13 protein-coding genes are annotated in these 15,333 nt (G+C 63.6%); 3 read left to right on the plus strand and 10 right to left on the minus strand.

Annotated elements, in window-relative coordinates:
- Positions 1-6: 6 nt before the first annotated feature.
- Together aceB and aceA are read right to left on the minus strand one after the other, a co-directional pair.
- Positions 7-1,659: a malate synthase A gene (gene aceB, locus LD110_RS16310; protein ID WP_225499985.1), complete on the minus strand. Its 1,653-nt coding sequence runs from the start codon at positions 1,657-1,659 to the stop codon at positions 7-9.
- 480 nt (positions 1,660-2,139) lie between these two features.
- Positions 2,140-3,468 (minus strand): isocitrate lyase, encoded by a 1,329-nt coding sequence (gene aceA / locus LD110_RS16315; protein ID WP_225499988.1) that lies wholly within the window; start codon positions 3,466-3,468, stop codon positions 2,140-2,142.
- A 151-nt stretch (positions 3,469-3,619) separates the two neighbouring features.
- On the opposite strand from aceA, the gene LD110_RS16320 reads away from it, so the two are divergent.
- Together LD110_RS16320 and LD110_RS16325 are read left to right on the plus strand one after the other, a co-directional pair.
- Positions 3,620-5,131, plus strand: coding sequence for a helix-turn-helix domain-containing protein (locus LD110_RS16320; RefSeq protein WP_225499990.1), 1,512 nt, complete (start codon positions 3,620-3,622; stop codon positions 5,129-5,131).
- 39 nt (positions 5,132-5,170) lie between these two features.
- Positions 5,171-5,641 carry an SRPBCC family protein gene (locus LD110_RS16325; RefSeq protein ID WP_225499992.1) on the plus strand — a complete coding sequence of 157 codons (471 nt, stop codon included), beginning with the start codon at positions 5,171-5,173 and terminating at the stop codon, positions 5,639-5,641.
- Between the two features lie 98 nt (positions 5,642-5,739).
- Here the strand turns inward: LD110_RS16325 and LD110_RS16330 are convergent, their stop codons facing one another.
- Genes LD110_RS16330 through LD110_RS16340 form a run of 3 tightly spaced genes read right to left on the minus strand, consistent with a single transcriptional unit; the run spans position 5,740 to position 8,903 of the window.
- The gene (locus LD110_RS16330; RefSeq protein WP_225499995.1) at positions 5,740-6,792 is read right to left on the minus strand and encodes a TAXI family TRAP transporter solute-binding subunit; all 1,053 of its coding nucleotides are present in this window, start codon (positions 6,790-6,792) and stop codon (positions 5,740-5,742) included.
- Positions 6,785-8,224, minus strand: coding sequence for a HAMP domain-containing sensor histidine kinase (locus LD110_RS16335; RefSeq protein ID WP_225499997.1), 1,440 nt, complete (start codon positions 8,222-8,224; stop codon positions 6,785-6,787). Before LD110_RS16335 ends, LD110_RS16330 begins: the two co-directional genes overlap by 8 nt.
- A 7-nt stretch (positions 8,225-8,231) precedes the next feature.
- Positions 8,232-8,903, minus strand: coding sequence for a response regulator transcription factor (locus LD110_RS16340; RefSeq protein ID WP_225499999.1), 672 nt, complete (start codon positions 8,901-8,903; stop codon positions 8,232-8,234).
- A gap of 305 nt (positions 8,904-9,208) precedes the next feature.
- Between LD110_RS16340 and LD110_RS16345 the strand changes: the two genes are divergently transcribed.
- Positions 9,209-10,615, plus strand: coding sequence for an MFS transporter (locus LD110_RS16345; protein ID WP_225500000.1), 1,407 nt, complete (start codon positions 9,209-9,211; stop codon positions 10,613-10,615).
- An 8-nt stretch (positions 10,616-10,623) separates the two neighbouring features.
- On the opposite strand, the gene tgt is transcribed toward LD110_RS16345, so the two are convergent.
- The 5 genes from tgt to LD110_RS16370 all read right to left on the minus strand — a co-directional run bounded on the left by tgt (position 10,624) and on the right by LD110_RS16370 (position 15,333).
- Positions 10,624-11,835 (minus strand): tRNA guanosine(34) transglycosylase Tgt, encoded by a 1,212-nt coding sequence (gene tgt / locus LD110_RS16350; protein WP_225500293.1) that lies wholly within the window; start codon positions 11,833-11,835, stop codon positions 10,624-10,626.
- Between the two features lie 160 nt (positions 11,836-11,995).
- Positions 11,996-12,721, minus strand: a complete 726-nt coding sequence (locus LD110_RS16355; protein ID WP_225500001.1) for an SRPBCC domain-containing protein — start codon at positions 12,719-12,721, stop codon at positions 11,996-11,998.
- Between the two features lie 54 nt (positions 12,722-12,775).
- Complete coding sequence (locus tag LD110_RS16360; protein WP_225500002.1) at positions 12,776-13,783, minus strand: DUF6707 family protein; 1,008 nt, start codon at positions 13,781-13,783, stop codon at positions 12,776-12,778.
- Between the two features lie 95 nt (positions 13,784-13,878).
- Positions 13,879-14,418 carry an NUDIX hydrolase family protein gene (locus LD110_RS16365; RefSeq protein WP_225500003.1) on the minus strand — a complete coding sequence of 180 codons (540 nt, stop codon included), beginning with the start codon at positions 14,416-14,418 and terminating at the stop codon, positions 13,879-13,881.
- Positions 14,419-14,508: 90 nt separating this feature from the next.
- Entirely contained in the window at positions 14,509-15,333 is an 825-nt protein-coding gene (locus LD110_RS16370) for a VOC family protein (RefSeq protein WP_225500004.1), read from the minus strand.

Raw genomic sequence — 15,333 nt, forward strand, 5'->3', positions numbered from 1 at the left:
GGATGCCTAGGCGGCGACCAGTTCTTCCGCGGTTGCCTTTTCCCGGGCTTCGGTGAGGAAACGGGCGTAGGCAGGAATGGTCAGGAATGTGGGGAAGTCCTCGGCCAAGGCAACTTCTTCGAAGATGGCCCGGGCGTCGGTGAACCGGTCTCCGTCGAAGCGTTCCAGCCGGGAGAATTCCTGCTCCAGCATTTCCTGGACCCATTCACGAGTGATGATTTCGCCGTGATCCGTGATGGCGTGGGCACGGATCCACTGCCAAAGCTGCGACCGCGAGATTTCCGCCGTGGCAGCGTCTTCCATGAGGTTGTGGATGGCCACCGCGCCGTTGCCCCGCAGCCAGGACTCAATGTAGCGGATGCCAACTTCGATATTGTTCCGGATACCGCCCTCGGTGATGGTGCCCATGGTGGAGGCAACATCGATCAGGGCGCGGTCGTCCGGGGTCACGTCCTCACGGGTGCGGTCCAGCTGGTTTGGCTTGTCGCCCAACACCGAGTCGAACACTTCACGAGCCACAGGCACCAGGTCCGGGTGCGCAACCCAGGAACCGTCAAAGCCGTCGTTCGCCTCCCGGGTCTTGTCCGCGCGAACCTTTTCGAACGCGATGGCGTTGGCTTCCGGGTCCTTACGGTTTGGCACAGCCGCTGCCATACCGCCGATCGCCATGGCACCGCGCTTGTGGCACGCCCGCACCAACTGCTCGGTGTAGGAACGCATGAACGGCTGGGTCATGGTCACCTGGCCACGGTCCGGCAAGACGAAACGCGGGCCACGGGTGCGGAAGTTCTTGATCAGGGAGAAGATGTAATCCCAGCGGCCAGCGTTCAGGCCGGAGGCGTGGTCCCGCAGTTCATAGAGGATCTCCTCCATCTCGAACGCGGCAGTGATCGTCTCGATCAGTACTGTTGCGCGGATGGTGCCCGGCGGAATGCCCAGCAGATCCTGGGCCAGGACGAAGATGTCGTTCCACAGCCGGGCCTCGAGCCGGTTCTCAATCTTCGGCAGGTAGAAGTACGGACCTTTGCCCTGTGCAAGCAGGCGTCGGGCGTTGTGGAAGAAGAACAAGCCGAAGTCCACAATGCCGCCGGCGATCGGTTTCCCGTCGATCAGCATGTGCTTTTCCGGCAGGTGCCAGCCCCGCGGACGAACCACAATGGTGGGCAACTCCTCGGCAGGACGCAGCTTATATTCCTTGCCCTCATCCGTAGTGAAGTCGATCCGGCGCTCCAACGCATCCGTCAGGTTCAGCTGCCCCTGGACCACATTCCGCCACGTCGGAGTGGACGAGTCCTCCATGTCCGCCAGCCACACTTTGGCGCCCGAGTTCAGCGCGTTGATGGTCATCTTGCGGTCCACCGGCCCGGTGATCTCCACCCGCCGGTCCTCCAAGCCAGGAGCAGGCGGCGCCACACGCCAGGACGGATCGTTGCGGATAGCCTCGGTCTCCTTAAGGAACCGCGGGTCCTCACCCTGGCTGATCCGAGCCCGGCGAGCATGCCGAGCCTCCATCAACTCCTGCCGCCGAGCCACAGTAGCCCGGTGCAGACGACCCACAAACTCCAGCGCATCCGGAGTCAAAACCTCCCCCTGCCGAGCAATAGGCTGCGCGGTCAAAGTGATGCCATTAATCGTGTAGTTATCAGTAAAGCTGTTCATTTCAAATCTCTCCTTTAAAGAGAAGAAGGGAAGTTCGACGACGGCGTGGCCCAGGTTGTGCGTACCTCCGGCCTCCGGGCCGGCACCGCTCTGCCTGCTATCCCCACGCCCACCGCGAGGGCCTCGCTGAGCTCGGCCGGCGGTAGGCGCAGGGCCCCTTTACGCAGGCTGCCGCGACGCCGGCTCCTGCGGCCTTGCGTGTGGGGCGCCTATCGACCCCGCATCCGAAGCGCCCCTCCGTGCGCTGGACAAGGTGATCCGGAAGTGTGCGTAAAGGGGCCCTGTCCCCGTCCTCGGCCGAGCTTTGCGAGGCCATAGGACGGGGATGGGGATAGCACACGGAGGATTGCCTTGTTCGGCACCCAAAACGTGTGTTGCGCTTTGGACGTGGAGGCCGCAGGCCGGACCCAACATGGCGGGTTTTTGGACCCGGCCGTGGGTTGGGTTGAGCGGGTGGGTGCCCGCCGTCGTCGGAAGTGGTTAGTGGAACTGGCCCTCTTCGGTGGATCCCACCAGGGCTAGGGTGCTGGCGTTCGGGTTGAGCGCGGTGGCGATGTCGTCGAAGTAGCCGGTGCCGACTTCGCGCTGGTGCTTGGTTGCGGTGTAGCCGCGGGACTCGGAGGCGAATTCCTTCTCCTGGAGCTCGACGTAGGCGCTCATGCCGGTGCGGGCGTAGCCGTGGGCGAGGTCGAACATCGAGTAGTTCAGGGCGTGGAAGCCAGCCAGGGTGATGAACTGGAAGGTGAAGCCCATGGCGCCGAGTTCGCGCTGGAACTTGGCGATGGTGTCGTCGTCCAGGTGCTTCTTCCAGTTGAAGGACGGCGAGCAGTTGTAGGAGAGCATCTGGTCCGGGAACTCTGCCTTGACGGCCTCGGCGAACTTCTTGGCGAGCTCGAGGTCCGGGGTGCCCGTTTCCATCCAGATGAGGTCGGAGTAGGGGGCGTAGGCCTTGGCGCGGGCGATGCAGGGTTCGATGCCGTTGCGGACCTTGCAGAAGCCCTCGGCGGTGCGTTCGCCGGTGATGAACTCGCGGTCGCGCTCGTCGACGTCGGACGTGATGAGGGTGGCTGCCTCCGCGTCGGTACGGGCGATGATCACCGACGGAGTACCGGCGACGTCGGCAGCCAGACGGGCCGCGTTCAGCGTCCGGATGTGCTGCTGGGTGGGGATGAGGACTTTGCCGCCGAGGTGGCCGCACTTCTTTTCGGAGGCCAACTGGTCTTCCCAGTGCACGCCCGAGGCGCCTGCGGCGATCATGGACTTCATGAGTTCGTAGGCGTTGAGCGGGCCGCCGAAGCCGGCTTCGGCGTCGGCGACGATCGGGACCAGCCAGTCCTCGACGCTCTGGATCCCCTCGGAGAACTCGATCTGGTCCGCGCGCAGCAGGGCGTTGTTGATGCGGCGGACAACCTGCGGAACCGAGTTTGCCGGGTACAGCGACTGGTCCGGGTAAGTGTGGCCGGAAAGGTTGGCATCGGCCGCCACCTGCCAGCCGGACAGGTAGATGGCGCGGAGGCCGGCCTTGACCTGCTGGACCGCCTGGTTGCCGGTCAGGGCGCCCAGGGCGTTGGTGTACTTGCCTTCTTTGTGCTCCTCGGTCAGCTGCTTCCAGAGCTTCTCGGAGCCGCGGCGGGCCAAGGTGTGTTCTTCGGAGACGCGGCCGCGGAGGCGGACGACGTCGGAGGCCGAGTAATCACGGGTGACGCCTTCCCAACGCGGGTTGGCAGCCCATTCGAGCTCCAGTGCTGCGGCCTGCTCCTGTGCTGTTTCCTGCGCGGATGGCTGCGTCGGCTCAAATGCTGCGGTCATTGCGGTCTCCTTCGACTTTTCCTATTCGGTTACTGCTGGTGCAGTGTGCCTCCCGCCGGATCACCGTTGATCTGGGCGGGAGGCCGTTCTTCGTGAAATCAACTATTCAGCAGGCTGCAAGGCCTCCAACAGGGGAAAATGCTGGAAATATTTGCATTTCTTCGCGTATCCTCAAGAAATGTCGCCTTCAAGCTGGACCCGCCCCTCCAAGCCCTCTGCGCCGGAGCCACAGGAGCAACTGGACGTCATCAGCCTGGGTCGCCGTGTGCGGCACTTGCGCAAAGCGTCAGGCATGACGCTGGACGCCCTGGGGGCCGCCGTCGGGACCGCTCCGTCACAGCTGTCCTTGATCGAAAACGGCAAGCGGGAGCCCAAGCTCGGCATGCTTCAAAGCTTGGCCAAAACGCTCGGGGTGAGCATCGATCAGCTGCTCGGGGCGGAGCCTCCCAGCAAGCGCGCGGCGCTGGAAATCGAGCTTGAACGAGCGCAGCGGGGTCCGCTCTATGAATCGCTCGGATTGCCAAAAGTCCGCATCAGCTCGCGGCTTCCCCTGGATGTGCTCGAGGCGCTTGTGGGCCTGCAGGCGGAGCTGGAGCATCGCCTGGATCAGCAGGCCGCCACCCCGGAGGAGGCTCGGCGCGCCAACACGGAACTCCGGGCGGAGATGCGTGCCCGTAACAACTATTACGAGGACCTGGAGCGGCAGGCACAGGACCTCCTGAAAGCAGTTGGTCACACGAGCGGTCCACTATCCCACCACGTGGCTGCCGACATTGCCGAGCACCTCGGGTTCAGCCTGCAGCATGTGAACGATTTGCCGCACTCCACACGGTCCGTGACCGACTTGAAGAACCGCAGAATTTACCTGACCCAGCAACATCGGGCAGACCATGACCCGCGTGCCGTGCTGCTTCAGGCCGTAGGCCACTACGTTTTGGGCCACCAGACCCCCACGGACTACGCAGACTTCCTCCGCCAGCGCGTCTATACGAACTATTTTGCTGCGGCCCTCCTGATGCCTGAGCACGCTACCGTGGCGTACCTGAAGGAAGCGAAGGCGGAAAAGGAAATCGCGGTGGAGGACATCCGGGATGCCTTCGCGGTGTCCTACGAGACGGCCGCGCACCGATTCACGAACCTGGCCACTGAGCATCTGGGCATCACATGCCACTTCCAGAAGGTGCACGTGTCCGGAATCATCCACAAGGCCTACGAAAACGACGGCGTGAATTTCCCCGCGGACCACACTGGCGCTATCGAGGGACAGCCTGTTTGCCGGTACTGGACGTCCCGCGTGGTGTTCGAGGTCCCGGACAAGTTCCGCGCCTACAACCAATACACGGACACAGCCGTGGGAACGTACTGGTGCACGGCGCGCACCGAGAGGCACTCCTCAGGGGATTACTCACTCAGCATCGGCGTGCCGTACCAGCACGTGAAGTGGTTCCGAGGGCGGGACACCACCGAACGCTCCAAGTCGCGCTGCCCGGACGAGTCGTGCTGCCGCCGGCCTCCAGAGTCCCTGGCTTCGCAGTGGGCGGGCTACGCCTGGCCGTCCGCCCGCGCCAACTCGCACCTGCTCGCGGCCCTGCCGCCCGGTGCCTTCCCGGGCGTGGATGAGACCGAAGTGTACGAGTTCCTGGCGGCGCACAGCGGCTCGTAAGTCCTCCCAAACATGCCGTGCGGTGCATACACTGAGGGCATGTCAACATTCTCTGTAACTCGCAACGCCCTCATCCCGGCAAAGCCTGAGGATGTGTACCGCCAGGTCATCGATTTCCACAAGTGGACCGCTTGGTCACCGTGGGAGAACGTGGACCCCAAGCTCCAGCGCAAGTACTCGGGCAACGATTCAGGCGTCGGAGCGCACTACGAGTGGGCTGGCAAGAAGGCCGGCTCCGGCTCGATGCACATTGACGATGCCGTGTCACCCAACAAAATCAACATTGACCTTCGATTCACCAAGCCGATGAAGGCGGTCAACCCCACTGTCTTCACGTTCACCCCTGAAGCAGGCGGTACCCGTGTCACCTGGACCATGACCGGGGAAACCAAGGGCCTTGGCAGGGTTTTCGCCCTCTTTATGAACATGGACAAGATGGTGGGCAAGGATTTCGAGAAGGGCCTGATCGGCCTGACCAACGCCGTCGCCGCGGATAAGTCGGAGTCCTAAAAGCAACCTCAGCCTCTAAAGGCCGCAGGCAAAAGCCCGACGTCGGCACTCACTGTGAGTGCCGACGTCGGGCTTCGTGGCTATAGCAGCCAGGCGGCTTAGCCGTGCAGGGACCGGTAGGCGGCGGCTGCCGCCGGGTGCAGCGGCACGCCGGCGGTGTTGATGAGAGTGTCCGGGCTGAGGAACTGCACGCCCAGGCTCGATTTCGGGATGAGCTCTTCGGCCCGGTTCACCAGAAGTTCCACGGTTTTCCGCACCGTGAGGTCGTCCAGGTCAGCCCGGCAGAGGAGGAGGTTCGCCACGCCTACCGTCCAAACTCCGGGCGAGCCCTCATAGCTGCCCTCGGGGATGAGGACCCTGTCGTAGTACGCGCCGAACCGTGCCCTCGTCGCTGCGATGAGGGCGGACAGATCGACAAACCTCAGCCCGAGCTCCCGATTGGCCGCCGCAATCGCCGCCGTGGGAACACCCCCGGACCAGAAGAGGGCGTCCACGGCTCCGTCGCGAAGGGCGGCGAGGCCTTGGTTCAGGCCGAGGATCACTTGCCTCATGGGCTGCTCGCCGATGGGAGCCGAGAGTCCGGAAGCGGACACGATGCGCTGGGCTGTCAGCGACGTTCCGGATCCCGCCTCGCCAATCGCCGCAGTCTTTCCGGCCAGATTGGAGAACGACTGAATGCCGCTGTCCTTCCGGACGACGCAATGGACATAGTTCTCGTACACCCTGCCGAGGGCAACAATGCCGCCGCCGCCAGCTGGCTGCGTTTGGGTGGCAGCCTTCTGGGCCGCTGCATCTGCGAGCGCGACGGCGAAAGTCGCCTCGCCTGCCAGAAGCCGCTCCATGTTTTCCAGGCTCCCGCCAGTCACCAGCGGCTCAGCTGTGTCGGCGACGCCGTGGCGCTGCATCGACTTTGCTACCAGGGTGGCAAATTCAAGGTAGAAACCACCCGTCTCGCCGCCAGCCACCGTGATTTTGCCGGGCCGGGGTTCCGCGGTGCAGCTTGATGTCGTGGAGATGAGCAACCCACCCAGGCTGGCTGACAATGCAACGGACAGGCCTGCTTTGAGGGCGGTCCTACGTGCGGTGCTTGCGGAGCTGTGGGTCTCCTTGGGCAGGGACACCGCGCGCGGCATCGAGTCACGCCTAGCCATCTGCGCTTTCCTTGGCGGTGTTGGATGGATCCAGGCTGGGGAATTCGAGGCGGGCTGTCAGCCCATGGGGCAACCGTTCCTCTAAATCCAAACGGCCGCCGTTGGCTCCTGCGAGTCGATCCACAATCGTCATTCCCAAGCCGTTGCCCGCAATGTCCCGGTGCTGGGGAGACCGCCAAAACCGGGTGGTGGCCACGGCCCGCTCGTCGGCTGGGAGGCCCGGACCGTCGTCGGACACTTCAACGGCGACGGAAGCCGCCTGCCGACGAAGCACCACGCTGACATGGGCGCCGGGGGCATACTTGATGGCGTTGCCCAGCAGCTCGCCCACCATGTGCGTCAACTCGCTTGGGTTGCATCGCAGCTGGATGGGCGGCTGTGGCGGATCCTGCAGCTCCAATTTGACGCCTGCAAGCTGCGCGGCTGGCCGTGCCCGGTCGACTTCCTCCTGCAACAGCGGAAAGGGGTCGATTGGATCCTGAATCCGGCGGGATGCGGCTCCGATGGAGCTGTGGGCGGCACCCTCTGACGCGCGATGTTCTGCAGCGGCGAGTCTAAGCACGCCGTCCAGGATGTCCTCCACACGCTCAAGTTCCTTGATGACTCCGGCCGCCGCTGTCCGTTGCTTTTCGGTGTTGAGTTCCAGTTGCAGCAAGTCAGTCCTCAACCTCAGTGCCCCGATAGGGTTGCGCAGCTCGTGCGAGGTGTCGGCGATCAGCTGGCGCTGGGATTCGATACTCGCACTCACGGTCTGCGCCATGGCGGTGAATGAACGGCTGAGCTCCCGCAATTCCGGCGGACCGTCCTCTGGAAGCCGGGCCGTCCTTCCTGTGGCCTCAAGCTCCGTCACAGCCGAATTGAGCCGGTGGACAGGACGCAGGACCCATGCCGATACGCGGGCAGCAGCAAACAGCAGAATCGCCCAGAGGGCCACCGCGCCGATCCCGACAAACAGCCAACGCTCCCGGAGTTTTTGCCGCGCCCCGTCCAGATCGACCTCCAGGACAGCTTCGCCGAGCACTTGGCTTGATGTTCCGAAGGAACGCGAAAGCACCTCGGGGCCGGCGCCAAAAGGTTCCAGGGCGGGGAGGGTGGTGTCATTCAGGTTGAGGCTTGCACGCGAAACGGCGTCACGAACCTCGCTTTGGTCCTCGCTGAGTCCGCCGGAGCGGAGCGTGTCCTGTTGGAGCCGGATCAACACGCCCTCGCCATATAGAGCGGAGTAGCGGTCCATTTCCCTTTGCAGTTGTTGGGTGTCGCCGCTGAGGGCAGAGTCGTAGGCCACTTGGGCGAACCTGTTCAGCGCCGAAACCCGGTTGATCTGGACCTCCTGGGTGAGCTCGCGGCTGGCCGAGGTCAGGATGGCGCTGGAGACGGCGATCACCATGAGGACGGATAGCAGGCTTAGGATGCCCAGGACGCGGAGCCTCACTGTGTCCTCATGCCGGTTCCGCTTCGATCCGGTATCCAACGCCGCGGACGTTGATAATGAAACCGGGCAGTTGGAGCTTGGACCGAAGGCCCGTTAGGTGGACGTCCAGGGAGCGTGACGAGGCGAGAAAGGCATCGCCCCAAAGTGCGTCGAGGATCTGTTCGCGCGTCACCACCGAACCGGCGTTCTTGGCCAGGAGCGCCAGGAGGTCGAACTCGGTCGCCGTCAAAGGCACCACGCGTGAACCGACGGCGGCGACGCGGCGGTCCAGGTCGACGTCGAGTTCGCCCAGCAGGATGTTGTGGGGCTGGCTTGGCGTGCTACCCCGGGCCATTCTTCTTGTAACCGCTTCGATCCGTGCGAGGAGTTCCACGAGCTTGACCGGCTTGACCAGATAGTCGTCGGCTCCGGATCGCAGTCCGAGGACAACACTGCGCTCATCGTCGCGGGCAGTGAGGATGAGGATGGGGGAGTCTGTCACCTGCCGAAGCTTCCTCAGCAGCTCGAGTCCGTCCATGTCCGGAAGTCCCAGATCCAGCAGGATGACCTCGTAATTCCTGTGGACCAGGAGGGCGTCCGCTGCGCGGGCCACCCTATGGGGCTTGTGGCCGGCGGAGACTACGGCTGCTTCAAGTGCCGATGCCATGGCATCGTCGTCTTCGACGATTAGCACTTGCATTTGCGTGGATCCTCTGCCTTATTGACCGCTCGTGATGGTGCGGAGCCCCTTGGAGACTATCGCTTCCTAGCCGTTTCTGCCTCCGTGGGGAAGGCGAGCGAATTCCTAAGGAAGTGTTAGGAAATGCCCCACGGCGTTGGATGTGCCCCGGATCACGCATAAGTTGGCTCGTGTCCCCCTTTCAGGGTTCCTGCCGAAGTTCAGGCAGGCGTGAGCAACGATGCCTCGATAAGCCGCCCGGGGACAATTCGCAATCCAGTGCAAGACCGGCTGCCGACGGCGGCGCCGACCAGGAAGGTTCACCGATGAGCACCCAACAAACCGTGCCCGTGAGCGAGGCGGCGCAAACCCGCAAAGCCGTGGGCAACATCCTCAAAGGCTCCGCAGGCAACCTCGTGGAGTGGTTTGACGTCTACATCTACACCGCATTTTCCGCGTACTTCGCGTCCCACTTCTTCAGCTCAAAGGACCCGCTGCAGAGCAACTTGGAAGCCATGGCCGTTTTCGCGGTGACTTTCCTGATGCGCCCCATCGGCAGCTGGTTCTTCGGCCGATTCGCAGACCGAAAAGGCCGCAGGGCGGCGCTGACCCTGAGCGTGACCATGATGTCCGCGGGATCGTTCGCTATTGCCATCCTGCCCACCAAGGACGTGATTGGTGTCTGGGCGCTCGTGATCCTGATCCTGCTTCGCCTTCTTCAAGGTTTCTCCGTCGGTGGCGAATACGGCACCAGTGCCACCTACATGTCGGAGGCAGCCACGGCCAAGCGACGCGGCTTCTTCTCCAGCTTCCAGTACGTCACGCTGATTGGCGGACAGATGCTCGCTCTGCTGGTCCTTGTGGTCCTGCAGCAGTTGTTGGATAAGAACGCCCTCACCGAGTGGGGCTGGCGCATACCGTTTGCCGTCGGCGGTGTGGCGGCATTGGTGGTTCTTTGGCTGCGGCGCTCCATGGAAGAGACCGTCTCCCAGGAGCAGGTGGCTGCCGCGAAGGCCCCTGCTGCCGGCGAAGCGCAACCTGGCAGCCTCAAGCTCCTCTTCACCAAGTACTGGAAGCCACTGTTGGTGTGCATCGGTGTGACCCTGGGCGGCACCATGGCTTTCTACACGTACACCAACTTCATCCTGTCCTTTATGCAGAACACCAGCGGTATCCCCAAGGAGACCACCAGCCAGATCAACTTCTGGGCGCTGCTCATCTTTATGGTGCTGCAGCCTGTCTATGGCATGATCTCCGACAAGGTGGGCCGCAAGCCCCTGCTGCTGTGGTTCGGTGTCCTCGGCATCCTGTTTACTTGGCCGTTGCTGTCCGTCCTGGCGGGCACGAAGGATCCAGTGATGGCGTTCCTGCTCATGATGGGCGGGCTGCTCATTGTCGGTGGCTACACCTCCATCAACGCCTTGGTGAAGGCTGAGCTCTTCCCCGCCTCCATTCGCGCCCTTGGCGTTGGCCTGGGCTACGCGATCGCCAACTCCCTGTTCGGCGGCACCACTCCGTTGGTGGGCGCGGCGTTCCAGAAAGCTGGTCGTGAGGACCTGTTCTTCACCTACGTCACTATCGCGATCGGGCTGTCCTTGCTGGTCTACATCTTCGCCCTGAGAAACAAGAAGGCAACACACCTGGACGACGAGCAGGGCAGCGCCTTCGGCTCCGCTTCGGCGGCCCGGGCGTCCTCCAGCGACGACGACAAGGAGGACCTTTCACGGGTGTAGCCCCCAGCTCAGCCGTAGTACCGCCCCAGGGTGTCCGCTTTGAACTCGAAGAATTCCCCGGATTCGATTGCCAGCCGGGCGTCGTCCACCATCTTCACCACGAAGCGCTCGTTGTGGATGGAAATCAGCGTCGCCGAGACGATTTCGTGCGCCTTGTACAGGTGCCGGATGTACGCCCGGGAATAGTTGGCGCACGTGTAGCAGTCGCAGCCCTCCATCAGGGGTCCGAAGTCGCGCTTGTACTTGGCGCCCGCCAGGTTGTACCGCCCGGTGGGTGTGTAGAAAGCCGAGTTCCGGGCCACGCGCGTGGGGGAAACGCAGTCGAACGTGTCTGCACCGTTCTCGATGGCCGTGAAAATGTCGTCCGGTTCGGAGATTCCCAGCAGGTGCTTCGGCTTATCCTCGGGAAGTTCCTCATTGCACCACCGAACGATTGTGCCGAGGTTTTCCTTCTCCAGGGCACCGCCGATCCCAAAGCCGTCGAATTCCATGGCGCCCAGGTCGCGGCAGGCCTTTCGCCGCAGGTCCTCGTACTGAGCACCCTGAATTACACCGAACAATGCTTGATACGGCTTCCCGGGGCGTTCAAGGGTGAGGCGCCGATGCTCAACGACGCAGCGCTCCGCCCATCTCCGCGTCCGTTCCAAGGCCTCGATTTGGTAAGCCCTGGAATTGTGCAGAGTGGTGAGCTCGTCGAAGGCGAACATGATGTCAGCGCCGATTTTGTGCTGCACCTGCATGGAGATTTCGGGCGAGAAGCGGTGCCGGTCACCCGTGATGTGCGAGGTGAACCAGACCCCGTCCTCGTCCACGTGCGCCAGGCGCTCCTTACCCGCGGCTACGGCATCGTCAGGCCCCGAAGTATCCACCGACTTCATGTCGATGACCTTCTTGAAGCCCGAGCCGAGGCTCATCACCTGGAAGCCGCCGGAATCGGTGAAAGTAGGCCCGCCCCAGTTCATGAATGCGCCCAGGCCGCCGGCCTCGTCCAGGATGTCTGGGCCGGGCTGCAGGTACAGGTGGTAGGCGTTCGCCAGCAGTGCCTGCGCCCCGAGGTCTTTCATCGCCTCCGGCAGGACCGCCTTGACTGTGGCTTTGGTCCCGACGGCGATAAACGCCGGCGTCTGGATCTGGCCGTGCGGCGTGGAAATGGTTCCGGTCCGGCCGAGGAATTCCCCGTCGCCAGCCGGGAACGCCGACGCCGGAACGGACTCGCTCAGGCGCGTCCCGACGTCGAACCTGAAACCCCCGCTGGCGCGGTGCGAAGGAGTGCGGCGCGAAGAGGCGCGGAGCTTAGCAGCGCGGGGCGAAGAGGCATCGGGACGTAGCGAATCGGCTGGCACGCTTCCAGTGTGCCAGCTATGTCAGCCGCGACCAGCCTCAGGTCACGGGTGCGGCTTCGGGGTAGTTCGCCACGCGCCAGTCGTCCCAGCGCTCGCGGATGGCGTCGAAGTCGTGGGCGCCCAGGCCGTATGTGGACGCGATGACCATGGCGCCGCCGTCGGGCCTGACGTCGTCGATTTTCGGCTGGTCGGCCACGATTAGCAGGCCGTCGTTGTGGTCCGCATAAGACTTTACGGTCAGGCCCACCTGATGGTTGGTTTTATACCAGACCTTCCCGGAGATCTCCTCGCCCGTTGCCAGGGTAGCGGAGTAGGCTTCGCCCGGCTTAGGCAGCTCCTTGAGACCGAGTTTGTCGATGATGGAGCCTTCGCCCCCGGTGGCCTGGAAAAAGAGCGTGCGGCGATGTCCGTGCGGGTGGTGTTCCAGGGCGAACCGCATTTGGTGAAGGAAAGTCAGCCAACCTTGGGTGATGTCCTCGTCCCACATGGCCCACTCGGAGTTGTGGTCCATGGCGGCCCTGGTCACGGATACTTCGGTTCCGGTGGGCACTGTCTTAAGCTCGAACGAATCACCACCGTCTACGGTCAGGCTGGTGTGGTTTGGGTCCTCGACTACGGTGCCTTTGAAGTAGATCTCGTTGATCTCGTCGCGGAGGTCCTCGGCTTCCCACCCGTGCCACTCGGCCACCAGCGACGGTTCACGCAGCATGGTCCAAACTTGCTGCGCGTCGGCATTGATCACAACGCTCAGATTGTTCGTCATGCCCCCGAATCTACTCGCCAAGCAGCGAACGGAACAGGCTTGAAATTTGTTGCGCTAGCCCCGCACGGCTTCAAGTTCGTTGCCAATGCGGCGGACGAGTTCCGGCTCGGCAATGGTCTCCGAACCTCCGTGGGCACGAAGGAAGAGCAGGGCTTCCAGCCGCAGCATGCGCCACTCCCGCTCGGCCTCGTGGTTGGAGTTGTCCATGGCCCGGAAGATTTCCTTGTCGTACAGATTGGGTTCGTTGAGGGCACGCTGACGTACTTTGGCGTTCATTCGCGCCTTGAATGGGTCTGTCTCTTCCGCTTCGGGGGCCCGGAGGAGCTTTTCGTACAGTTCGGCCAGTTCCGAGCGGCCTTCTTCGCGTGCGATATAGGCGGACAGGGACAGGGACCTCTCGATGGATGTCCAGCGCCCCGGATTGCCATCGAACGGCAGAACATTGAGCAGATTCGCCACGGAAATGGCGTTGCTTGGATCCTTGAGCACCACATACAGCTCATAGGCCAGGTCGCTCAGGTCCCGCAGGCAGCTTCCCGATTTTGTGTTGATGCCTTTGGTGAGCCGTTCGCTCAGGAGCCCGACTCCGTTCCTGCCGGGGTGGGCCGCCGCAGCCTGCTCTACGACGGATTCGGGAGTACCGGACGGCTCGGGGATTAGGGCAAAGTCATCCTCCGAGGGCCCCGACGGTACTGGAGGCAGTGGCGGGAGGGGAGGTACGACGGCGGAAGCCTGGCCTGCGTGTCCGGAGACTTCCGCGGTGGTCACCTCTGGGCTGGCGGAGTCCGCGATACCTGGATCGATGCCGGTAACACTGGCGTCGTCCCAGGCGGAGTAGGCCGGCACGTCCACCACACTAACACGGGACCCAACAGCCACACTCACGCGTCCGCCGTCGTCCGTTGAAACCACCAACAGAGCGGGGGCGCCGTAGTCGTCCGACTCGAGGTCAATGCTGCCGATCTGGGCCGTGCTCCCTCCTGGAAGGAGGATTTGGTCCCCGACACGCAAGGCTCCAGCCTCTTTTTCTACAAATTCCTGGGCGGCTGGGCTGTGGGTCATCGGAGTCCTTTGGTTCACGTGCTGTCCGCCCAACAGTCTATAAAGGGGACCCGGCCACATCGGGGATGCCGGCCGCGCGCGCTGCGAACCGAGGCTTAGAAGCCCACGCCTGCAAAGGCCAGGGCCTGGCGTGCCAGCGTGCCGCGGCCGCCTGTGAATTCCCGCTGGACGTCATCGCTAAGAATCTCCTGCGGAGTCATCCACGTAAGCTCCAAGGCATCCTGTCGCGGGTCGCACTCACCGGTGACAGGGACCACGTACACCAGGGATACGGCGTGCTGGCGGTCGTCGGTGAAACCCGTTTGCGAGGGTGCGGGGAAGTACTCGGCCACTGTGAACGGCACCGGGCTGATGGGTAGCTGTGGGAAGGCGAGCGGGCCCAGGTCCTTCTCCATGTGCCGCAGCAGCGCCGCGCGGATGGTCTCCCGGTACAGAACCCGGCCGGAGACGAACGAACGGACCATGCTGCCGTCAGGCTCACCCTGCAGGAGGGTTCCCACCTCATTGACGAACCCCAGCGGATCAAGCCGCACAGGGACGGCCTCCACGTAGACCATCGGAAGCCGGCCGCGGGCTTCGAAGAGGTCTTCTTCTGAAAGCCAGCCTGAGTAGGGGTCAGGAGTACGCACGTTCATGCTTAAGTTCTACAGCATCACCCGCGTCCCGGCTGTTAGGGTCAACCCCTTACAGCGCAAGGACGGGCCTGGCGATGCTTACCGAGGTGGTCAGCCGACTATGTCGCGGGGAAATGGAAGCTTCCACGCGTCAGGAAGCCTAGGCCCCGACGCCTCCCGGACCATTACTTTGACCCCGCCGGGACCGCGAAGTTCCAGGGCCCGGCGGCGTGCCGGACCGCCAACGTAGAGTGCGCGTGCCTCGATCCCGGCGGCAGCGAGGCGCTCATGCAAGGGATCCAGGCCGCCGCGGTATTCGAATTCCAGTCCGCCTGTGCCGGGAACGTCGGCTTCCGTCTCGCCCTCAGCGCCGCTTATGGTTCCTGCCCTGGCCGCCAGGACGCCGCCGTTCTTGGCGGTGAAGTAGGCTTCCTGCGGCATGGGGCTTTCGACGGCGCCGGCGCCGGTGTCGGCTTCGCCTGCGCTTGCGTCGGCATGGGGCCTGGCGCCGATGTTCTTCAGGTCCTGGCTTGCGTGCTGAAGGTCGGTGGTCAACCAGACCCCGACGACGGTGAGGTCCGGATCGGCGTCGGCGCAGACAGCGCCGTGGGCGGCTTTGTCCGCGCGGAAGATAAAGCCGTCACGGCCAGCCACGTCAGCCGCCCGGCCGCCGTCGACCACTACCGCCTTGGTGCCATCCGCTACAGTGCGGCGCACAAACTCGGCCGGGTCGCCTACTTCGACGCCGAAGACCACATTCAGCGCGTCTTCAGCCTGTCCGGGAAGCTGCCTGCGCCTGAGGGCAATGCGCCCGCCGCCGGCATCGAACTCCCGAAGATCCGGCTCATCAACCGTCCGGATCATGCCCAGGCCCTCAAGGAATGCGGACCAGGGTTCGAGGTCTGACACGAATACGGTAGGGCGGACTCGCAACAT

Source organism: Arthrobacter sp. M4 (genome assembly GCF_020251205.1).
Taxonomy (GTDB): domain Bacteria; phylum Actinomycetota; class Actinomycetes; order Actinomycetales; family Micrococcaceae; genus Arthrobacter.